Genomic DNA, 20,764 nt, shown 5'->3' on the forward strand with positions numbered 1-20,764 from the left:
CGGCGCCGTGCATCGCGCGGACGGTCACCGGCCGTATCTGCGGTCGCGGTCGGCATAGTCGCGGATGGCGCGGAGGAAGTCCACCTGCCGGAGATCGGGCCCCAGCGCTTCCACGAAGTAGAACTCGCTGTGCGCGCTCTGCCAGAGCAGGAAGTCGCTGAGCCGCTGCTCGCCGCTCGTCCGGATCACCAGATCGGGATCGGGCTGTCCTCCGGTGTAGAGGTGCTCGCCGATCATCTCCGGGGTGAGCTGGGCGGCGAGGTCTTCCAGCGTTCCGCCCGAGGCCTCGTGCTTGGTGATGATGCTCCGCACCGCGTCGACGATCTCGTTGCGTGAGCCGTACCCGACCGCGAGGTTCACGTGGAGTCCGCTGTGACCCTTCGTCCGCTCCTCCGCGTCTGCGAGCACGCGCGCGAGCTCCGGCGGCAGGAGGTCGGATCGTCCGACGTGCTTGACGCGCCAGTTCCCCTCCTGCGACAGAGCTTCCGCCAGCTCGGCGATGATCTCGATGAGGTCGGCGAGCTCGGCGGAGTCCCGCTTTCGCAGGTTGTCGCTGGAGAGCAGATACAGCGAGACGACTCGTACGCCGAGCTCGTCGCACCAGCCGAGGAACTCGTGCATCTTCGCCGCGCCCGCCCGATATCCCTCGGCAGGTGTGGCGTACCCGAGCTGACGCGCCCAGCGCCGGTTGCCGTCGATCATCATCGCGACGTGATGCGGCACCGACGCAGGATCGAGATCGCGACGCAGCCGACTGGTGTAGAGCCGATACAGCGGTCCCCGCACCGGATTCTCGCGTGATATCACCCCGCTACACTATCGTGCCGGCCTCTCGGCCACCGTGTGCGGATGCTGAGGATATGTGCCCTGCAGGGAATGCCACGCCGCTTAGAGTGAGCACGTGAGCACACCCGAGCAGTCCGGTCCCGATGTCCCCCAGCTGCCGCTTCTCGAAGCCGCCGCCGTGGATGCTGCGGTCGATATCAAGCCGACCTGGCGCGGCTGGATCCACGCCGCCACTTTCCCGGTGGCCATCGCCGCCGGCATCGTCCTGATCATCGTGGCCGACGGCGCCCCGGCGAAATGGGCGTCCGCCGTGTTCATGCTCACGTCGTTGCTGCTGTTCGGCAATTCCGCCCTCTACCACCGGTTCGACTGGTCCCCCCGGGTGAAGGTCGTCCTGAAGCGGATCGACCATGCCAACATCCTGCTGCTGATCGCCGGGACCTACACCCCCCTGGCGACACTGGCGCTGCCCCCGGACAAGGGCCTGCTGCTGCTCTGCGTGGTCTGGGGCGGAACTCTGGTAGGCATCCTCTTCCGCGTGTTCTGGATCAACGCCCCACGCTGGCTCTACGTCGCCCTCTACCTGCTGCTCGGCTGGGCAGCGGTGATGTACATCGTCGACCTCATGAACGCGAACTTCGCGATGATGGTGCTGGTGATCGTCGGCGGCCTCCTCTACACGGGCGGCGCCGTCGTCTACGCGCTGAAGAGGCCCAATCCGTGGCCCGGCCATTTCGGCTTCCACGAGATCTTCCATGTGTGCACGGTGCTCGCGTTCCTCTGCCACTGGACCGCGTGTCTGCTCATCACCCTCGCCCCGCTGTCGCCCTCGCTGGGCGCGCCGTAGCCTCTGCGTGGTACGGCTCCCCATCCGCCACGCAGGGTCTCTCAGCGTGTCGGGGGGTTGTCGTCCCCGTCGCGGGTGCTCGCCCCATCGGGTGAGGGCGAGTCCGGAGCGGACGTGCCGCCCTCCCCTGCGGCCGCGGCTCGCGCGGCTTCCTCAGCGTCGAGCTCTTCCCGCACCTCGTCGCGGTAACGGACCCGGCGGATGCGACGATTCATGTCCCAGATCAGCAGAATCACCGCGATCACGACGACGACGATGGCGGCGAAGCCGATGAAGCCCGGCGTGACGGCCTCCGGTGCCACGGTCATGGATGGCGTCGGCATCGGGGTCTCGGTCAGAGCGAGCATGAATCGGCCTTTCGTGCGCAGGTCGCATAACCTGGTAACACCAGCCTAACGACCGGGAAGACCCACCAGTGACGACCGCACAGCAGCTCGACGAACGCTATGGCCGAACGCGACGGCGTCGGCTGCCGTGGATCATCGGTGGCGCTGTCGCGCTCGTGGTCATCGGTGCCTTCAGCTGGATGACCGTATCGCAGTCGATCGCCTCGGTGGACGCCGACGACCTCGGCTTCACCCTCGTCGATGAGTACTCCGTCGATGTGAGCTTCCAGGTCACCGGCGTGCAGGGCAAGGACGTGGTGTGCGCCCTCGAAGCACTCGACGAGGAGTTCGGTGTGGTGGGCTGGAAGATCGTCGAGATCGCCGCCGGAGACAGCCACTCCCAGGCCGTCTCGGTCACCATCCCGACCGTCGCGCAGGCCACGACAGGTTTGGTGAACACCTGCTGGGTCGCTTAGACTCGTGCCAGACAGACGACGCCCCGGCACCGTGCCGGGGCGTCTTGGCATATCCCCCGCAGCACGTCGGTGGGATCCCGAAAGAAGGAGCTTCGCCATGTCCACCGATGCTCAGGTCCCCTTTCTCACGCAGGAGGCGTATGACCGGCTCGTCGCCGAGCTGGAGCACCTGTCGACCGTCGGTCGCGATGAGATCGCCAAGCGCATCGAGGCGGCCCGCGAAGAAGGCGACCTCAAGGAGAACGGCGGATACCACGCCGCCAAAGACGAGCAGGGCAAGCAGGAAGCCCGCATCCGCACCCTCGAGGGCCTGTTGAAGACCGCCAAGGTCGGCGAAGCTCCGGCCAGCCGCGGGATCGTCGAGCCCGGCACCGTCGTCACGGCGCTCGTGGCCGGCGGCGAAGAGGTCTTCCTCCTCGGCAGCCGCGAGATCGCTTCCGGCGGCGACCTCGACGTCTACAGCGAGGCCAGCCCGCTGGGCCAGGCGATCCTCGGCCTCAAGGTCGGCGAGAAGTCGTCGTACGAGGCCCCGAACGGACGCAGCATCGACGTCGAGATCGTGAACGTCGAGACCTACACGGGCTGACGCACCGTCGACGAGCGCCCCGCATCCTCTCGGACGCGGGGGCGCTTCTGCGTGGAGGGGGGCCGCGGAGGATCCGGGCGCTCGTGCTCAATCCGGGACGAGGATGGGCGCGAACCCGGCGCGACGCAGCGTGTCGAGCGTGTGCTCCGAATGCTCGGGTCCCCGTGTCTCGACGCTGAGCTCCAGGATCACATCGCTGATCTGGAGTCCGTGACCGTGCCGCGTGTGCATGGCTTCGATGACGTTCGCCCCGGCTTCGGCGATGAGCTCCGACACACGAGCGAGCTGCCCCGGCCGGTCGGGGAGCGGAATCCGGATCGTCAGGTACCGGCCGGAGGCCGCGAGGCCGTGAGAGACCACGCGCTGCAACAGGAGCGGGTCGATGTTGCCGCCGGAGAGCACCGCCATCGTCGTTCCCGTTCCGGAGACCTTGCCGGCCAGGATCGCCGCCACACCCGCGGCACCGGCGGGTTCGACCACGACCTTCGCCTGCTCCAGCAGGATGAGGATGGCCCGCGCGAGATCATCGTCGGAGACGGTGACCACCTCATCGACGAGGTCTTTGATGATCTCGAAGGGGACGGCTCCCGGACGGGCGACGAGGATGCCGTCGGCGATGGTCGGACGAGTGACGATGTCGACCGGCTCCCCCGCCGCGAGCGAGGGCGGCACGGCGGCGGCGTTCTCCGCCTGGACCCCGATGATGCGTACCGTCCGCCCGAGTTCGGCGGCTCGGGCCTTCACGGCCGCGGCGACACCCGCGATGAGCCCGCCTCCCCCGATGCCGAGGACGACCGTGTCGACGTCCGGCGCATCCTCCAGCAGTTCGAGGCCGAGCGTTCCCTGTCCGATCACGACGTCGCGGTGGTCGAACGGGTGGATCAGCACGGCCCCGGTGCGCTCGGAGAATTCCGCCGCCAGACGCAGCGAGGTCGCGACGGTCTCCCCCTCCAGCACGACCTCTGCGCCGTACCCGCGGGTGGCGAGGAGCTTGGGCACGGGAACGCCGAGCGGCATGAAGATCGTGGCCGGGATGCCGAGGGCCTGGGCGGCGAGGGCGACACCCTGGGCATGGTTGCCCGCGGAGGCGGCGACGACACCGCGGGAGCGCTCCTCAGCGCTCAGCCGCGACAGCCGGTACGCGGCACCGCGGATCTTGAAGGAACCCGTGCGCTGAAGATTCTCCATCTTGAGCAGGACCGTGCTGCCGTGGATGTCCGACAGCGCTCGCGACGGCAGCGTCGGCGTGTGCGAGATCACCTCAGCCAGACTCTGAGCTGCGTGCTCGAACTCGGTCAGGCTGGGGACTTCGCTCATCGATTCCTCCGTCTCCGCTCGCGCGGTACTGTGCTCCAGATAAGGTCTCCGCTCGGGCCCGCGCCGGTGCGCCAGGATCCCGTGCTGATGGTCACCGCCGCGACGTTGACGAAAGCCGCCAACGGTACGGCGAAGAGGGCTCCGGGGATTCCCGCGATCATCGCGCCGCCCGCGACCACGAGGACGACGGCGAGGGGGTGCACCTTGACCGCCGAGCCCATCATGATCGGCTGCAGGATGTGCCCCTCGATCTGCTGGACGGCCAGCACGACCACGAGCATCCACAGCGCGATCCAGGGACCGTTGTAGACGAGCGCGAGGAAGACGGCCACGGCGCCGGTCACGACGGCACCGACGATCGGGATGAAGGAGCCGAGGAACACCAGGACGGCGACGGGAAGGGCGAGCGGCACCTGGAGCAGGAAGGCTCCGAGCCCGATGCCGATCGCATCGATGGTCGCCACGAACAACTGGGTGCGGGCGTAGTTCACGATCGTGGCCCAGCCGTTACGCGCGGCCCCATCGACCGCCGGCCGTGCTTTGCGCGGGAAGATCTTGACCGTCCACCGCCAGATGCCCGCACCGTCGGCGAGCAGGCAGATGAGGATGAACAGCGACAGCAGTGCGCCGGTGGCGACGTGCCCGACGGTCGTGCCGATGGCGAGAGCGCCCGTCCAGAGGGCCTGGGTCTGCTCGGTGAGGAAGTCGAGCCCCTGCTGCAGGTAGTCGGCGATCTGCGTGTCGGAGAGCTTCAGCGGCCCTTCGTGAAGCCAGACCTGGAACTGATCGAACGCCTCGGTCGATCGCGCCTGGACGTCAGGGAGCTGAGCGCGCACCTGCCAGACCACCAGCCACATCAGCCCCGTGACGACGGCGGCTGTGCCGATGAGGGAGAGCGTGATCGCCAACCAGCGCGGGACGCCGTGACGCAGCATCCACGAGAACGCCGGCCAGAGCAGAGCGGTGATGAGGATACCGACCATGAGCGGGATGACCAGGAGCTTGAGCAACATGACCAGCCAGATGAAGACGCCGATCGCCGCCGCGATGAGCAGCAGACGCCAGGCGTAGCTCGCCGTGATCCGCAGTGGCAGCGGTACCGCCTCGTCGGCCTCGGTCGTCACGGTGCGGTCCGTGGAGACCGGGCGCGGACGGAAGAGATCTCGCAGCCGGGGTCGCTGATCCTCACTCATCGCCCAAGTCTACGGTCATGCCGTATGCCGTTGGACGCATCCTTCACCGCCGGGATCGCGATGTCGGACGCCGGCGATACGCTGACGACGTGACCGAATCCCTCAGCGCCACCCAGGCGCGCCGCATCGCGCTGGCCGCTCAGGGCTTCACGCGAGCGCGACCCGCGTCGGTCGCTGCGCGCCACGTGCATCGGGTGATGGATCGTCTCGGCGTGCTGCAGATCGACTCCGTGAACGTGTTCGCGCGCTCCCACTACCTGCCGCTGTTCTCGCGTCTCGGCGACTACGACCCCGCCCTCCTGGACCGGGTCTTCCTTTCCCGCACCACGCACTACGTCGAGTACCTGGCGCACGAGGCGACGTTCATCCCGATCGCGGACTGGCCGCTCTGGCGTTTTCGTATGGAAGACTTCCGTCGGCGCTGGGCGGACGAGGATTCCTGGCTGAGCCGCAACGCCCGCACCGTGGCGTGGGTGCAAGACGAACTGCGCTCCCGAGGTCCGCTGCGCCCGGCCGACCTCCGCGCGGACGCGCCCCGCGAACGAGGCACCTGGTGGGACTGGGACGAGGTCAAGCTGGCGCTCGAGCACCTCTGGCGCACGGGAGACGTCGCCGTCAGTGGGCGCAAGGGCTTCGAGCGGACGTACGCCCTTGCCGAGCAGGTCATCCCCGACCCGATCCGTTCGCAGGAGGTCTCGCGCGCCGACGCGATCCTCGAGCTGACGCGCCGTGCCGCCCGCTCGAGCGGCGTCGCGACGCAGTCCGACCTCGCCGACTACTACCGGATCCGCGATCGCGCCACGATCGCGCGATCGATCGCCGCGTTGGTCGACGAGGGTGAGCTGATCCCGGTGCAGGTCCGCGGATGGGAACGAGGCGGACGCCCGCTCCCCGCCTGGCGACACCGTGACGCCGTGCTCCCTCGCAGAGTCGACGCGGCAGCCCTGCTGACGCCGTTCGATCCGGTGGTCTGGTTCCGCGAGCGCGCTCTTCGCATCTTCGACCTCGATTACCGGATCGAGATCTACGTGCCCGCCGAGAAGCGTCGGTTCGGCTACTACTCGCTCCCGGTCCTCGTGGGCGACCGCATCGTCGCGCGCGTCGATCTCAAGGCCGATCGCGCCACCTCCACCCTTCAGGTGCAGTCCGCCTGGTGGGAACCCCACGCCCGCCCGGAAGATGCCGATGCGATCGCCGCCGAACTGATGCTCGCCGCGCACTGGCAGGGTCTCGAGCACGTGTCGGTGTCGGGCTGGGGCGACGCCACCGCCGAGGTGCACGGCGCATTGGTCCGGGCCGGTGGCTCCGTCGGGCGGCACGCACATGTCAGGGAGGGCGCGACGTGAGTCGGGCTCGGTGGTGGGTGATCGGCGGAGCCGCAGGAGTCGTGCTCGTGGGTGCCGCCGTCTGGATCTGGGAGTCGACCTCAGGTTCCCCGACGCCGGAGGATGCCGCCATCAGCTATCTCCGGGCGCTCGAATCCGGTGATCCCGATGCCGTCGAGGCGACGGGAGTCGACGTCTCCACCGATGCTCTCACCGCGTTCGCCGCCGCGACCGGTGTCATCGAAGACGCCGTGGTGACATCTGCGAGCGACGACCGACGCGCACGCGGCGGTGAAGAAGCGACCGTGGGGATCTCGTTCGTGCTCGACGGTGAGGAACACACGGCAGAGCTGTCTCTGACGCCTGTCGGCGGACGCTGGACCGTCGACGCGTCCGGCCTGGGCACGGTGACGCCCACAACCACGATCGGCTCCTTCGTCGCGGTCGGCGAGCAGACCCTGCCGACCGCAGAGAAGGCCTCCCTGCTCCCTGCCGCCTACTCGGTCGCCCCCGCGCCGGTCGCACTGCTCGACGGCCGCAGCGCGCTGGTGGTGCTCCCCGGCGAAGAGTCGGAGCTCGCCGTGGAGGCAACGCTCCGACCGGAGGCGACGGTCGCGGCGCAGAAGCAACTCGACGACTACCTCGCGGCGTGCACAACGTCGTCGGACGCGGCACCCGAGGGGTGCGGAATCCGGATCCCGTGGGGCACCGAGTTCCGCGCGGTGTCGGAGTTCCGCTACCGCGTCGACGAGCTGCCGACCGTGACGCTCGACGGCACCGGGTTCCGCGCCCACGGCGGGGCACTCGTCGCCACGCTGGTCGGCACCGGTCAGGACGGCGCGGCGCGCACCACGACGTACCGCACGGATTCCTGGGGCGTGCGCGGAGACGTAACCTTCACCGACGAGGGCCTGGTGCTGTCCGTCTGGTGAGTGCGCTCTCCGTCGGAACTGCGCGCTCCGTCAGAACTGCACGCGAGGCGGCTCGGAGATCGCGCTGCTGTCGGCGACCTCGAAGAACTCGCGCTCGGTGAAGCCCAGCCCCTTCGCGAACAGGTTGTTCGGAAAAACCTTGATCTTGGTGTTGAGCTCGCGCACACCGCCGTTGTAGAACCGGCGCGCGGCTTGGATCTTGTCCTCGGTGTCGACGAGTGCCTGCTGCACCTGGAGGAAGTTGGTGCTGGCCTGCAGCTGCGGGTATGCCTCGGCGACCGCGAACAGACTGCGCAGGGCCTGTTGCAGGTGCCCCTCGGCGATGCCCGCCTCGCCGGGCCCACCGGCCGAGAGCGTCTCGGCGCGCGCACGGGTGACGTTCTCGAAGACCGCCTTCTCATGGGAGGCGTAGCCCTTGACGGTCTCGATCAGGTTCGGGATGAGGTCGGCTCGTCGCTTCAACTGCACCGTGATCCCGCTCCACGCCTCATCGACGCGCACCTTGAGCTGCACCAACGAGTTGTACGTGGCCCACAGATAGATGCCGGCGAGCAGGATCACTCCGACAACGATCAGTACCGGCACGAGCCATTCCATCAGAGGCCCACCCTTCCTCGTGTTTCTCCCATCCTAGACGCGCACCCTGCACGTGGACTGGGCGCCGACGCACTCTCCACGGACGTCGGATCAGCTCCCGAGGACTCGCTCCAGGTAACGGTTCCCGAACCGGCGCTCCGGGTCGAGGCGGTCACGCAACGCGACGAAGTCCTCGAAGCGCGGGTAGCGTTCGCGCAGCGTCTCTTCGGTCAGCGTGTGGAGTTTGCCCCAGTGCGGGCGACCGCCGAACTCGAGCATGATCTCCTCCACCGCGCCGAAGTACTCGGTCGGGTCGGCCCGCCAGTACCGGTGCACGGCGATGTACGCCGTCGCGCGCCCGTGCGCCGTCGACAGCCAGCGGTCGTCGCTGGCGGCGAAGCGCACCTCGATCGGGAACTCGATCCGCCACCCGCGTCGGGCGATGAGAGCACGCACCGCCTCGAACGCCGGCACCACGTTCTCCGCGGGGAGCGCATACTCCATCTCGCGGAATCGCACGGTGCGACTCTGGATCAGCACTCGGTGCGAGAGCTCGGTGTACTCGCGATTCCCCGTGAGCCTGACCGCGAGCCGGCTGAACGGCGGGGTGATCGCGGGAACCGCTTGTCCCGCGGCACACACCATCCGATACACACCGTTGGACAGGAGCGTCTCGTCGATCCACCTCCCCACGACAGGGAGCGGCTGGCGCACGGTCGACTCAGGCAGGCGGGTCTGACGCTTGGTCAGGGCGACCTCGGTGTGGGGGAACCAGTAGAACTCGAAATGATCGGACGCCGCCACCCGCTCCTCGAGCGTCTCGAGCACGTCGTCGAGCGGAGCCGGTTCATCGATCGCATGCATCACGAAGGCCGGCACGCACTGGAGCGTGACTTCGACGATGATCCCGAGCGCGCCGAGGCCGAGCGCGACGGCCGGGAGCAGCTCACTCTCGCGCTCGTCATCGATGCGGAGGAACTCGCCGTCCGCCGTGACCATCGTGACTCCGACGACCTGGGTCGCGAGCCCGCCGAACCCGGCGCCGGTGCCGTGGGTCCCGGTCGAGATGGCACCCGCGATCGACTGTCGGTCGATGTCCCCCAAGTTCTCCATCGCGAGCCCGAAGGGTGCGAGCAAGCGCGGGATCCGATGCAGCCGGGTTCCTGCGAGAAGCGTCACCCGGCCGGTTGCGGCATCCGCGGAGACGAGTCCCTGCAGATCGTCGAGCTCGAGCAGGACTCCCGGCGCCACGGCGATGCCCGTGAAACTGTGTCCGGCGCCCACCGCCTTGATGCTGAGCCCCTGCTTCACCGCAGCCAGAACCGCCCGCTGCACGCCCTCCGGGCTGCGCGGACGCTCCACACGCACGGGCCGCACCGAGGCCGAGCGGCCCCAGTTCTGCCAGGATCCGCCGATTCTCGTCACAGGAACGCCTTTCCCTCGCCGCGATAGGTCGGCAACTCGTCGATGATCTCCTCACCCGACACCAGGTGGTATCCGTCGATGCGCTCCGCCGGCTCGCCGCTCTTGGCGTGACGGAACCAGACCCGATCCCCCACTCCGAGTGACCTGGCGGCAGGACCCTGCAGCGGTGTCTGCACCTCACCCGCCGCTTCGCGGGAGAGCGTGTGGAGTCCCTGTGGCCAGACGGCTCGCGGCTGGCGCGAGGCGACGGCAGGCCCGGAGGCGATCCATCCGCCGCCGAGCACGGTGGCGATGTCCGGGGCCGGGCGTCGGACGACGTCGAACGCGAATCCGGAAGCCGGCGCGGGACGGAAGGAGCGGTAGCCGTCGAACAGGTGCCCTCCGAGCAGGCCGCTGCCGGCGCTCGCCTCGGTGAGGGACTCATCGCTCCCAGTGAACTCGAGCGAACCCGTCCCCCCGCCGTTGAGGATCTCCAGAGACGCGATCGCTCCGACCGCGGCCACGATGTCCGCCCGACGCTCCCGCAGTTCGTTGCGGGAGCGCGCCTGCACCATCCGGATAAGGGGCGCGTCGGGGCCGGCGTCGTCGCCCTGCCCGGCGATCTGCGCGTCGTACATCTGCAGTCCGACCAGCCGGAAGCCCGGGCGCGCGACGACCTTTCGGGCGAAAGCGGCCACCTCTCCCGCCGAGAACAGAGCCGAGCGACGCACACCGATGTGTCCGAGGAGCGAGGAGCGCCACGAGGCGTCGACGTCGATCGCCACTCGGATCTCCGGACGGGATCCCGGTCCGGCGACACTGTCGATCACATCGAGGTGGACGAGGTCATCGACCATCAGCGTGATGCGCTGCGCCGCCTGCTCGTCGGCGAAGAGCTTCTCCAGCCCCGCGCGGTCCACGGTCGGGTAGCCGAGCATGATGTCGTCATGCGTCTCAGCGAGCCAGAGCGCCTCCTCGAGCGTGAACGCGAGGATGCCCCGGAACCCGGGGAGTTTCAGCACCGCATCGAGCACTGCACGCACACGCACCGACTTCGACGCCACGCGGATCGGAAGTCCACCGGCGCGGACCAGGAGATCCATGGCGTTGTAGCGGAGCGCTTCCCGGTCGATCACCGCGACGGGCGCCGGCAGCTGGCCCGTCACGGCGGAGAGGCGCGGCCAATAGCGGGCCGGATCCTCCCATTCGGGGGCGACCGCGAGCGCGCCGGGGGCCGGGCTCAGTTCGTCGATGAGGTCGAGCACTCCCCCACCCTACGGCCTCCTCGTACTCCGGATCACCCCCGACGGCACCGGGTCGCATCCTCTGACCGGGCTAGGCTGACGAGCAGGCCCCCGTAGCCCAATGGCAGAGGCAGGCGACTTAAAATCGCTTCAGTCTGGGTTCGAGTCCCAGCGGGGGCACCGCTTTCAGTCCTGTGCGCGTGCGAGCTTCTTCCGCTCACCCGCCGCCTCACGTATCCGACGCACGACCAGCACGACGAGGGCGATCGCGATCGCCGTGTAGACGGCGTAGTCGAGATAGCCGAGATATTGCTCCAGCTGCTCGTGCTGTGTGCCCAGGGCCGCGCCGACCCCCAGGAGCAGCGTGTTCCAGAGCCCGCTGCCGATGATCGTGAAGAGGCTGAAGGTCACCAGGTTCATGCGAGCAGCACCGGCGGGGATCGAGATGAGGCTGCGCACGCCGGGCACCATGCGCCCGACCAGCACCGTCCACGCGCCGCTGCGCACGAACCACTCGGATCCGCGCTCCAGGTCCGAGCGGCTCACCAGACGCGTCGCCGCGAGCAGACGCACCGCCCGGTGCATCCCGATCGCTGCGCCGAGGCCGTAGAGCAGGAGCGCACCGATCCACGATGCCAGCGTGCTCCAGAAGATGAGCCAGCCCAGGTTCAGCTGTCCGCTCTGGCTCAGGTACCCCGCGAACGGAAGGATCACCTCGCTCGGGATCGGCGGGATCAGCACTTCGAGGAAGACCAGAAGGCCGACGCCGAAGTCGCCGAGAGCGATGAGCACATCGGCCGCGAACCCGGTGAGGCCGGTGAAGCCGTGATCGGTGTCGATGGACAGAAGCATCAGTGGGCGAGCCTTCCCATGGTGGTCCCTTCGTGGAGCAGACCACCGGGCATCCCCACGTCGGAGAAGACGGCAGGGGTTTCTCGGCGGCCCGCGATGCGGGTGCCAAGGTCTCCTCCACCCTCGCGGGCCAGCGGGCCGGAGCACATTCTCGTGCTCGTAATGACGACGACGCTGCAGACGGGAGTACTCCCCTTCGCGGTGACGACACTATCGGAGCACGCCTGAGCAACGCCTCGGAAACGCACAGGTGCCGAGAAAACGAGGAACGGCCCCGGCGCTGAGCGCACGGGGCCGTTCCGCAGACGCGAGAGCGCCCGACTACTTCGCCGAAGCCTCGACGGGTTCAGCGGCCTTCTTCGCGGGAGCCTTCTTGGCGGGAGCCTTCTTGGTCGCCGGCTTCTTCGCCTCCGGCTCACCGTCGGCGTCGGAAACCTTGGCCGCAGACTTCTTGACGGGAGGCTCGGACTTCGCGGCCGGAGCCGTGTCCGCAGCCGGCGCCGCGGGAGCAGCCGGACGCGGGCGGGCGGCGAACTCCTCGAACACGTAACGCGGGTTCTGCACGGTCTCGAGGTTCACCAGGTCGCGGCCCAGCCACAGGTTGTTCCACCAGCCCCAGATCACGCGGAACTTGCGCTCCCACGTCGGCATCGCGAGGCCGTGGTAGCCACGGTGCGCGACCCAGGCCACGAAGCCCTTGAGGGCGATCTTGCCGGACTGGAAGACACCGTTGTAGAGGCCGAGGCCCGCGACGGCGCCCAGGTTCTTGTGGAAGTACTCCTTGGGGTTCTCTCCGCGCAGGACGGCGACGAGGTTCTTGGCGAGGAGCTTCGCCTGACGGACCGCGTGCTGAGCGTTCGGCACGCAGAAGCCGCCGACTCCCCCGCCGGAGAGGTCGGGCACAGCGGACACGTCACCCGCGGCCCAGGCACCCTCGACGAAGGCCTCGGGGGTACCGACGCGCAGATCGGCGCGGGTCTGGATGCGACCGCGCTCCTCGACGGGAAGGTCTCCGCCCCGCACCACCGTCGGGTTGGCCATGACACCGGCGGTCCACACGATGACGTCGGTCGGGATGACCTCGCCCGTGGAGAGCTCGACGTTGCCGTCGATCGCCCCGGTGACCTGGGTGTCGAGGTGCACGTTGGCACCACGCTTGGCGAGGTCCTTCAGCACCCACTCGCTGGTCTTCAGCGAGACCTCGGGCATGATGCGCCCCATGGCCTCGATGAGGTGGAAGTGCGTGTCCTCGAAGCTCAGCTGCGGGTACTTGCCGACGAGCGAGGAGGCGAGCGAGCGCAGCTCCGCGAACACCTCGATGCCGGCGAAACCGCCACCGACGACGACGACGGACAGCAGGCGGTCGCGCTCCGGGCCGGCCGGCAGCGACGCCGCCTTGTCGAAGTTCGACATCACCTTGTCGCGGATCGCGACGGCTTCCTCGATCGTCTTCAGCCCGATCGCGTTGTCGGCGATCCCGGGAATCGGGAACGTGCGCGATACCGCTCCGGCGGTGACGACGATCTGGTCGTACGCGAACTCGTACGGCTCGCCCACGGGCGGCGTGATCGTCGCGACCTTCTGCGCGTGGTTGATGTTCGTCACCTTCGCGGTGAGGACGTGCGTGCGCTTGAGGTGACGACGGTGGGCGACCACCGAGTGCCGCGCTTCGATCGAACCGGCGGCGACCTCGGGGAGGAACGGCTGGTAGGTCATGTACGGCAGCGGGTCGACCATCGTGACGTCGGCCTCACCCTTGCGCAGGTGCTTCTCGAGCTTCCACGCAGTGTAGAAACCTGCGTACCCTCCGCCGACGATCAGAATCTTGGGCACAGTGCTGTTCTGAGGCACAGAAGAACTACTCCTCGGAGTCGGGGATTTGGCGTACGGGAACGCGCGCCGATCGGATGCGCCGGGCAGCTGCGGTGACGCCAAGCGCTATCAGGATACCAGGGACCGTGAGCGCAATGAGCGGCAGGGTACCGTAACGCAACGAATCAGCGCTGGGAAGCAACGGTGAACCCGCCTCGCTGGGCGCGTCCGCGGCCGGGAGAGGCGGCACGGCGACCGGTGTGACGGACGCCTCGGGTTCCGGTTTCGCCTCCGCGCGGCGGAACCACCGGATCCATTCGGCGAGATCGCCCATCGGGTTCTCGGTCACCGGCGCGATGTCCGCGGAGATCGCCGCCGCCGCATCCACGAGCCCGTAGCCGTAGAGCGGATCCCGCGGCTTGACGGCATCCGGAACCGGGATGGCGGTCTGGATGATGCGGTTGATCACGTCGATCGCCTTGATGTCGGGGTGCGCCGAACGGATCAGCGCTGCGACGCCGGCGACGATGGGGGCCGCGCCGCTCGTTCCGCGCCAGGGCTGGACCGTCCCGTCGGCCGAGACGCCGATCAAGCCCTCGCTGGGCGCCGAGATGCCAATCGTGATGCCCTGCGTGGAGGCCTCGACACTCGCCGTACCCGTCTGGTCCACCCCGCCGACCGTGAGCACACCGGGGATCGTGGCCGGGGCGCCGATGATGTTCGTCCCGCTCCCCCTGTTCCCCGCAGCGACGACCACGACGACGTCGTGCTCGAAGGCGTAGAGGAACGCATCGTCCCAGCTCTCGTCCCAATCCAGCGTGTTCGTCGTGAAGGAGAGGTTGATGATGTCGGCGCCGTTGTCGACGGCCCAGCGCATGCCCTTCGCGACCTGCTCCGTGAACGGGACGGCCGCCGCCGCACCGAAGCCCACCGAGATCGACAGCAGGTTCGCCTCGGGCGCCACACCGATCATGCCGGTGCCGTCCGCCGCGCCGCGCCCCGCCGCGAGCGACGCCACCCAGGAGCCGTGGTTGCCGTCGACCGCGCCCAGCGGTGTGCGTCCGTCCGGAGTTCCCGCGCCGGAAACGTCGGTCCCGCCCACCACGGCATCGCCGAACACCTGCGGCACCTTGCCGATGCCCGTGTCGATCACGGCGATCGTCACGCCCTCGCCCCGTGTGGTCTGCCAGGCCTCGCGGATCCGCGCTCCGTCGAGCCAGTACTCCGACGCACGCGTCGGGTCGGCCGGATCATCCGGGATCGGCGGCGGGGTCGCGGAGGCTCCGAGGAGCAGGACGGAGGCCGCGACCACCACGATGGCGGCAGCGCTGCGGAACGTCCGACGCACGGTCATTCCGGGAGAGCCGCCTCTTCACGTGTGGCGGCGCCGGGGTCCTCACACCGGCAGACCGTCGGGGACCACGACGAGCGCGACAGCGCGGCGTCGCCGATGGGGTTCACTCCAGGGCCCGCCGCGAGAGCGTGTCCGGCGAGCGCATGGAGGCACTTCACGCGCGTCGGCATGCCTCCGGCGGAGATGCCGTCGATCTCGGGGACCTCTCCGAACCGCGTGCGGTCGCCGAGGTAGGCCTGATGGGCGGCGAGGTAGGCCGCGGCCACCTCCTCGTCGTCGACGAGCAGGGCGGCGAGCTCCGGCATCACCTGCGTGGCTTCGAGCGTCGACATGGCCGCGGTCGCTGCCGGGTGGGTCAGGTAATAGAAGGTCGGGAACGGAGTGCCGTCCGGAAGACGGGGGGTCGTGGCGACCACCGTCGGGTTGCCGCAGGCGCACCGGGCGGCGATGCCCACCACACCCCGAGCGGGACGGCCGAGCTGGGCCGATACGACGGCGAGTTCGGCGGGAGTGGGGGCGGGGAACGGCGGCGTGGTCACCTCTCCAGCGTACGGGAGCCGCCCGAGAAGATGCTCGACGCGACCCCTCAGCGAGCCACCGCCGCCGTGTCGCTCAGGCCCGTCGAGACGAGCGTGCGCAACAGGTGCGGCATCCAGTCCGCGGGCTTCTCCTGGATGGTGTCGCTGACCGGCGCCTGCTCACGAGGCAGCGCGGAGGGATCGAGATCGTTGTCGATCAGGTACACGACCTCCCCCGGCTTCACGTAGTACAACCGTTCCCGAGCCTGGGTGGTGATGTAGGCGGGGTCGTTCCAGCGGTCCCGCTCTGCGATGAGCGCCGAGATCTCGTCCTCGCTCACCTGCACGGAGGCCTCGAGCGCCGCGATCTTCTGGCGCTGATCGATGAAGGTGCCGAGCGTGGGCACGAGGACCCACGCGCCGAGCACCACCAGCGAGAGCATGATGACGGAGAAGGCGGACAGACGGATACCCGCCGCCCATTCGCGGACGTCGACACGCGGAGCGGAGCCACGCGTCGACCTCGATGCGGACGCGGACTTCGGCTTCGTGGCCGACTTCCCCGTCGTCCGCGGAGTCTTCGGCGCGGGAGACGCCGAAGGAGGAGCCGGTCGTCGTACCACGGCTCCTCCTTCGTCGTGCTGCCCGGCGGGTCGTTCCTACATCCTCCGCCGGACGAGATATCTCGCTGTCTCGGCTGCGCTCAGGCCTGGTAGCGCGGGAACGCCGAACGACCGGCGAAGACCGCGGCATCTCCCAGCTCTTCTTCGATGCGCAGAAGCTGATTGTACTTCGCCACGCGCTCGCTGCGGGCAGGCGCACCCGCCTTGATCTGACCGGCGTTCGTCGCGACGACGAGGTCGGCGATCGTGGTGTCCTCGGTCTCGCCCGAGCGGTGCGAGAGCATCGCCGTGTAGCCCGAGCGCTGAGCGAGGCTGACCGCGTCGAACGTCTCGGTCAGCGTCCCGATCTGGTTCACCTTGACGAGCAGGGAGTTCGCGACGCCGCGCGTGATGCCGTCGGCCAGACGTGCCGGGTTCGTGACGAACAGGTCGTCGCCGACCAGCTGCACCTTGGAGCCCAGGACGTCGGTGAGGTGCTTCCAGTTGTCCCAGTCGTCCTCGGCCAGCGCGTCCTCGATCGTGACGATCGGGAAGTCGTTGACGAGTCCGACGTAGTACTCGGTGAGCGCGGCGGCGTCCCAGTCCTTGTTGTCGAGACGGTAGACACCGTCCTTGAAGAACTCGGTGGCGGCGACGTCGAGGCCGAGCGCGATGTCGGTACCGGGGGTGAAGCCGGCCTTCTCGATCGCCTTCACCAGGAAGTCCAGGCCCTCGCGGTTGCTGGGCAGGTCGGGGGCGAAGCCGCCCTCGTCGCCGAGGCCGGTCGCGTAACCCGCGGCCTTCAGCTCCGCGCGCAGCACGTGGTAGGTCTCGACGCCCCAGCGGAGAGCTTCGGAGTAGGTCTCCGCACCGATCGGGGCGAGGAAGAACTCCTGCATGTCGATGCCGTTGTCGGCGTGCTCGCCGCCGTTGATGACGTTGAACAGCGGAACGGGCAGCACGTGGGCGTTCGGGCCGCCGAGGTAGCGGAACAGCGGCAGATCGGCCGAGTCGGCGGCAGCCTTGGCGACCGCGAGGCTCACGCCGAGGATGGCGTTGGCGCCGACGCGCTTCTTGTTCTCGGTGCCGTCGACCTCGTTGAGGATCTCATCGACGATGCGCTGCTCGCTCGCCTCGACACCTTCGATCGCCGGGCCGAGCTCATCGATGATGGCCTCGACGGCCTTGAGCACGCCCTTGCCGCCGTAGCGGTCCTTGTCGCCGTCGCGGAGCTCGTACGCCTCGAACGCGCCGGTGGATGCGCCGGACGGGACAGCCGCCCGCTGCACGATGCCGTCGTCGAGGAGGACCTCCACCTCGACGGTCGGGTTTCCGCGCGAGTCGAGAATCTCGCGTGCGCCTACAGCCTCGATCAGTGCCACTGATGTGCTCCTTGCTCAGGGGGAAAACGTGGTGTGGAGCGTCGTCGATCCGCGCCCAGTCTAGCCCGCGCTCCTCACCGGCCCAGGGACTCTTTCCTCCCGGTACGCGCGGTCAGACCACGACCGCGATCGCGAAGCCGTCCCAGCCCTTGACCCCGACGGTCTGCAGCGCCGTGGCGTCGAAGCGCGGATCCTCCCCGAGCATCCGGAGTCCGTCACGGGTGCCGACCACCTTCGGGTCGACGGCGTCCTCACGCACGATCTCCCCCTCGCGCCCGATGTTGTCCAGCACGATCACGGTTCCCGCGTGCCCGAGCTTCGCCGCCCAGTCGAGGTAGATCGTGTTGGACTCCTTGTCGGCGTCGATGAACACCAGATCGAAACCGCCGACCAGGCTCGGGAGCACGTCCGCTCCCCTGCCCACCCGGATGTCGACGCGATCGCCGACGCCCGCCGCGTCGATGCTCGCCCGGGCGACGGCGGCGTTGTCGGGCTCCGCCTCGACCGTCACCACCCGCCCCTCGGGCCCGACGGCGCGAGCGAGCCAGATCGTGGAGTAGCCGCCGAGCGTGCCGATCTCGAGCACCCGTCGCGCGCCGCTGATCCGGACGAGGAGGTTCAGCAGCTTGCCCGCCACGGGCGCGACCTCGATCTCGGGCAGACCCGCCGCCCGCTGGGCCGTGAGCGCCGCCTCGAGGTGGGCATCGGAGCCGATCAGTGTGTCGGCGAGGAACGAATCGGTCTGCGACCAGGCCGCGGGAGTGGATTCCATGCCCTCAGCCAACCCCCGACGCCTCGGCCCGTCAAGGCTGCGGCGGGGAGAGCCGGGGTGCCGGAGCGGCGAGTTCCGGCTGCGTGCGGAACTGCCCGGTCAGCGCGAGCACGACCGCGACGAGGAGGAGCACGATCCACCCGGCGAGCCCGAGCGGCCCGGCGAGAGCCATGTCCGGCTGCGAGGCGGCGAAGATCAGCACGAGTCCGGCGGCGGCATTGAGCGATCCGTGCGCGATCACGGCGGGCCACACCGACCCCGAGCGCAGACGCAGCCACCCGAACAGGACACCCCAGGCGACGCATCCGCCGATCATGAGCACCACGCCCAGGATGTCGGTGCGCCCGAAGTTGTACCCGAGCAGGATGATCGGGCTGTGCCAGGCGCCCCAGATCACACCGCTCAGGATCAGGGCGGGCCAGGTCCCGAGCGGGCGCAGCGCCGGCAGCAGCCAGCCCCGCCAGCCGAGCTCCTCGCCGAACGCGAAGAAGCTGTTGATCAACGCACCGACCGGGATCGCGGCGATCTGCGCGAACACGAGGATTCCGACCGGGGGCAACGGCGTGCCGGCCGGGACGGCCTTCTCGAGTTCGGCGGCGAAGGCGGGGAAGGTCGGGTCGAACTGCACGAAGCCGAACGCCGCCGCCACGAGGAGGCTCGCTCCGACCAGGAGGGGCGGAACCAGCCATCCGACGACGATGAGCCATACGACGCGCTTCGCGGGACGCAGCGGCCAGAGTCCGAGGAACCGGGCGCGCCCACCCCGACCGGGAACCCCCATCGCGAAGGTCACGATGACCGCGGCGACCGCCGGAGTGCACATCATCAGCGGGAGCAGCACGACGGTCAGCGGTTCGGCGAGTCCGTCACCGAGCCACAGCGGCAGCGCCACCAGCCACGCCAGGGCGAAGGCCACGACGACGAAGAGAAGGACGGCGGCCCAGGGCACGCGCCGCAGTTGTGGAGTGGAGTCGATCATGACGTCGCCTTTCCGGTGTCGGTGGGCATCGTGCCCGATGTTCGCGTGCGGTCGACATACGCCTGCAGCAGTGCGGCCGCCTCCTCTGCGCCGTCGATCGTCACGAGGAAGGGACGTCGACCGCGGCGCGAGACCTCGATCGCCGGCCCCCGGCGCAGGACGATACCCGAACGGCCGTCGACGGCGACGCGCCATCCCCATCCACCGAACTCACCGAACGGCGAGATGTCGACGGCGCGCGCCGACTCGACCTCGTCGAGCGGGACACGGACCCGCGGCCACCCCAGGAGCGCCCGCGCAGCGAAGCCCTCCGGCGTGATCATGACGCGGAAGGAGGCCGTGGCCGCCAGCGAGAGGCCCACGACGAGCACCACGAGAGCGACGATCCCTCCTCCCTCGGTTCCGGTCCCGAGCAGGTACGCGGCGAGCGCGACGAGTCCGAGCAGCACGACGAGGAGGAAGGCGACCACACCGCGGGGCATGCTCGTCGTGGCGATCCACACGACGCGTTCCCCCTTCTCGATGTGCACGGCGTACCGCGGCTCGAGCGTGCGGCCCCGGGGAGCGCGGACGCGAGGCTGCACGGCCCAGGCCGCTCCGGCGACGACGAGGAGCGCGACGAAGGAAACGGCGACGACACCGCCGATGCCGGGGATTTCGGAGGACTCGGACAGATCGCGCTGGATCGCGAGCGACCCGACGCTCGTGACCGCGGCGAAGGCCGCCATCCCGGCGGCGAGCGCACCCATCAGCCGCGCTGCGCCGCCCCAGTGCGACCCGACCGCGACGAGTGTCGTGACGACCATCAGTGCGGGGATCCCGAGGCCCACCCCGAGCAGAAGCCAGAGATACGTGGCCGCGGGTCCGAACCCGTCGGCGCCGTCGACACCCCAGTGGGTCGCGACCTGCTCCGGAAGCGACGGCAACCAGGAGAGCAGCACCACCAGCGCCACCGTCGTGATCACGATCGGCACGAGCGCGGCGACGACGACGAACATCCGTCGGGCGCGCTTCAGGAGCGGCGGTGGCGTGCGGGTGAGGTCGTAGGTGGTCATGGCGAGTCCTCCTCGCGACGGTCGGAGTGGTCGAGGTCGGAGCGGACCTCTCGATGGGAGCGCACGATGCCCGCGAGCGTATCGGCCGAGACACCGAGCGCAGCGGCGCGGCGCACCAGGTCGTCGATGTCATGGGCGAGTTCGGCGAGCGGTGCCGCCGACGCCGCGATGACCGCCCCTCGGCCCCGGCGCAGGTCGACGAGCCCTTCGTCGCGCAGCCGCTGGTAGGCGTGGAGCACGGTGTGCTGATTGATCGACAGCGCTTCGGCGACATCGCGCGCCGCGGGGAGCCGGTCCCCGGGGGCCAGGACGCCGGCGAGGATGTCGGAGCGGACGGAGGTCGCCACCTGGTCGTACAGCGCACGAGGGCTGTCGACATCGACACGGATGAGCATGCGGCCCCCTCTCCTCGAATCTCTAGTTATT

General features: G+C 69.2%; 22 protein-coding genes and 1 tRNA gene. 6 read left to right on the forward strand and 17 right to left on the reverse strand.

Going from position 1 to position 20,764, the window contains the following annotated elements; all coding sequences use genetic code 11:
• Nucleotides 1–24: 24 nt before the first annotated feature.
• Complete coding sequence (locus KV397_RS11155) at nt 25–804, reverse strand: isoprenyl transferase (protein WP_131493514.1); 780 nt, start codon at nt 802–804, stop codon at nt 25–27.
• 97 nt (nt 805–901) lie between these two features.
• On the opposite strand from KV397_RS11155, the gene trhA reads away from it, so the two are divergent.
• Nucleotides 902–1,633, forward strand: a complete 732-nt coding sequence (gene trhA, locus KV397_RS11160; RefSeq protein WP_052193639.1) for a PAQR family membrane homeostasis protein TrhA — start codon at nt 902–904, stop codon at nt 1,631–1,633.
• Nucleotides 1,634–1,674: 41 nt separating this feature from the next.
• Here the strand turns inward: trhA and KV397_RS11165 are convergent, their stop codons facing one another.
• Nucleotides 1,675–1,980 (reverse strand): hypothetical protein, encoded by a 306-nt coding sequence (locus KV397_RS11165; protein ID WP_131493500.1) that lies wholly within the window; start codon nt 1,978–1,980, stop codon nt 1,675–1,677.
• A gap of 68 nt (nt 1,981–2,048) precedes the next feature.
• Here KV397_RS11165 and KV397_RS11170 point away from each other — a divergent pair, with 68 nt between their 5' ends.
• Together KV397_RS11170 and greA are read left to right on the forward strand one after the other, a co-directional pair.
• Nucleotides 2,049–2,435: a DUF4307 domain-containing protein gene (locus KV397_RS11170; protein ID WP_047523207.1), complete on the forward strand. Its 387-nt coding sequence runs from the start codon at nt 2,049–2,051 to the stop codon at nt 2,433–2,435.
• A gap of 97 nt (nt 2,436–2,532) precedes the next feature.
• Nucleotides 2,533–3,021, forward strand: a complete 489-nt coding sequence (gene greA / locus KV397_RS11175) for a transcription elongation factor GreA (RefSeq protein WP_047523206.1) — start codon at nt 2,533–2,535, stop codon at nt 3,019–3,021.
• A gap of 87 nt (nt 3,022–3,108) precedes the next feature.
• On the opposite strand, the gene ilvA is transcribed toward greA, so the two are convergent.
• A complete protein-coding gene (ilvA, locus tag KV397_RS11180; RefSeq protein WP_047523205.1) occupies nt 3,109–4,338 on the reverse strand; it encodes a threonine ammonia-lyase in 1,230 nt (409 codons plus the stop codon).
• Nucleotides 4,335–5,531, reverse strand: coding sequence for an AI-2E family transporter (locus KV397_RS11185; RefSeq protein WP_131493498.1), 1,197 nt, complete (start codon nt 5,529–5,531; stop codon nt 4,335–4,337). Before KV397_RS11185 ends, ilvA begins: the two co-directional genes overlap by 4 nt.
• A gap of 89 nt (nt 5,532–5,620) precedes the next feature.
• On the opposite strand from KV397_RS11185, the gene KV397_RS11190 reads away from it, so the two are divergent.
• Nucleotides 5,621–6,877: a winged helix-turn-helix domain-containing protein gene (locus KV397_RS11190; RefSeq protein WP_131493496.1), complete on the forward strand. Its 1,257-nt coding sequence runs from the start codon at nt 5,621–5,623 to the stop codon at nt 6,875–6,877.
• The gene (locus KV397_RS11195; protein WP_131493494.1) at nt 6,874–7,788 is read left to right on the forward strand and encodes a hypothetical protein; all 915 of its coding nucleotides are present in this window, start codon (nt 6,874–6,876) and stop codon (nt 7,786–7,788) included. The genes KV397_RS11190 and KV397_RS11195 overlap by 4 nt, the downstream gene beginning before the upstream one ends.
• Before the next feature lie 30 nt (nt 7,789–7,818).
• Here the strand turns inward: KV397_RS11195 and KV397_RS11200 are convergent, their stop codons facing one another.
• The 3 genes from KV397_RS11200 to KV397_RS11210 form a co-directional block, all read right to left on the reverse strand.
• Nucleotides 7,819–8,385, reverse strand: coding sequence for a LemA family protein (locus KV397_RS11200; RefSeq protein ID WP_029262976.1), 567 nt, complete (start codon nt 8,383–8,385; stop codon nt 7,819–7,821).
• A 90-nt stretch (nt 8,386–8,475) separates the two neighbouring features.
• Nucleotides 8,476–9,789, reverse strand: coding sequence for a D-arabinono-1,4-lactone oxidase (locus KV397_RS11205; protein WP_131493493.1), 1,314 nt, complete (start codon nt 9,787–9,789; stop codon nt 8,476–8,478).
• Nucleotides 9,786–11,033: a type III PLP-dependent enzyme domain-containing protein gene (locus KV397_RS11210; RefSeq protein WP_261811285.1), complete on the reverse strand. Its 1,248-nt coding sequence runs from the start codon at nt 11,031–11,033 to the stop codon at nt 9,786–9,788. The genes KV397_RS11205 and KV397_RS11210 overlap by 4 nt, the downstream gene beginning before the upstream one ends.
• 86 nt (nt 11,034–11,119) lie before the next feature.
• Between KV397_RS11210 and KV397_RS11215 the strand changes: the two genes are divergently transcribed.
• A tRNA-Leu gene (locus KV397_RS11215) sits at nt 11,120–11,192 on the forward strand.
• 6 nt (nt 11,193–11,198) lie between these two features.
• Here the strand turns inward: KV397_RS11215 and KV397_RS11220 are convergent.
• From KV397_RS11220 to KV397_RS11265, 10 genes are all read right to left on the reverse strand, one after another.
• Nucleotides 11,199–11,864: a DedA family protein gene (locus KV397_RS11220; protein WP_131493489.1), complete on the reverse strand. Its 666-nt coding sequence runs from the start codon at nt 11,862–11,864 to the stop codon at nt 11,199–11,201.
• 321 nt (nt 11,865–12,185) lie between these two features.
• Nucleotides 12,186–13,697, reverse strand: a complete 1,512-nt coding sequence (locus KV397_RS11225; RefSeq protein ID WP_261811286.1) for an NAD(P)/FAD-dependent oxidoreductase — start codon at nt 13,695–13,697, stop codon at nt 12,186–12,188.
• Nucleotides 13,698–13,722: 25 nt separating this feature from the next.
• The gene (locus tag KV397_RS11230) at nt 13,723–15,030 is read right to left on the reverse strand and encodes a S8 family serine peptidase (RefSeq protein ID WP_261811287.1); all 1,308 of its coding nucleotides are present in this window, start codon (nt 15,028–15,030) and stop codon (nt 13,723–13,725) included.
• A complete protein-coding gene (locus tag KV397_RS11235; protein WP_131493483.1) occupies nt 15,027–15,569 on the reverse strand; it encodes a DUF501 domain-containing protein in 543 nt (180 codons plus the stop codon). The genes KV397_RS11230 and KV397_RS11235 overlap by 4 nt, the downstream gene beginning before the upstream one ends.
• A 47-nt stretch (nt 15,570–15,616) precedes the next feature.
• Entirely contained in the window at nt 15,617–16,171 is a 555-nt protein-coding gene (locus tag KV397_RS11240; RefSeq protein WP_261811288.1) for an FtsB family cell division protein, read from the reverse strand.
• 80 nt (nt 16,172–16,251) lie between these two features.
• Nucleotides 16,252–17,532: a phosphopyruvate hydratase gene (gene eno, locus KV397_RS11245; protein WP_232762254.1), complete on the reverse strand. Its 1,281-nt coding sequence runs from the start codon at nt 17,530–17,532 to the stop codon at nt 16,252–16,254.
• Between the two features lie 112 nt (nt 17,533–17,644).
• Nucleotides 17,645–18,304 carry an O-methyltransferase gene (locus KV397_RS11250; RefSeq protein WP_131493478.1) on the reverse strand — a complete coding sequence of 220 codons (660 nt, stop codon included), beginning with the start codon at nt 18,302–18,304 and terminating at the stop codon, nt 17,645–17,647.
• Between the two features lie 31 nt (nt 18,305–18,335).
• Nucleotides 18,336–19,283: a CPBP family intramembrane glutamic endopeptidase gene (locus KV397_RS11255; RefSeq protein ID WP_131493476.1), complete on the reverse strand. Its 948-nt coding sequence runs from the start codon at nt 19,281–19,283 to the stop codon at nt 18,336–18,338.
• Nucleotides 19,280–20,338 carry a DUF1648 domain-containing protein gene (locus KV397_RS11260; RefSeq protein WP_261811289.1) on the reverse strand — a complete coding sequence of 353 codons (1,059 nt, stop codon included), beginning with the start codon at nt 20,336–20,338 and terminating at the stop codon, nt 19,280–19,282. Before KV397_RS11260 ends, KV397_RS11255 begins: the two co-directional genes overlap by 4 nt.
• Nucleotides 20,335–20,733 (reverse strand): GntR family transcriptional regulator, encoded by a 399-nt coding sequence (locus KV397_RS11265; RefSeq protein ID WP_047523193.1) that lies wholly within the window; start codon nt 20,731–20,733, stop codon nt 20,335–20,337. Before KV397_RS11265 ends, KV397_RS11260 begins: the two co-directional genes overlap by 4 nt.
• Nucleotides 20,734–20,764: the final 31 nt, after the last annotated feature.

This window comes from Microbacterium aurugineum (assembly GCF_023101205.1).
In the GTDB taxonomy this organism is placed as follows: Bacteria; Actinomycetota; Actinomycetes; order Actinomycetales; family Microbacteriaceae; genus Microbacterium; species Microbacterium aurugineum.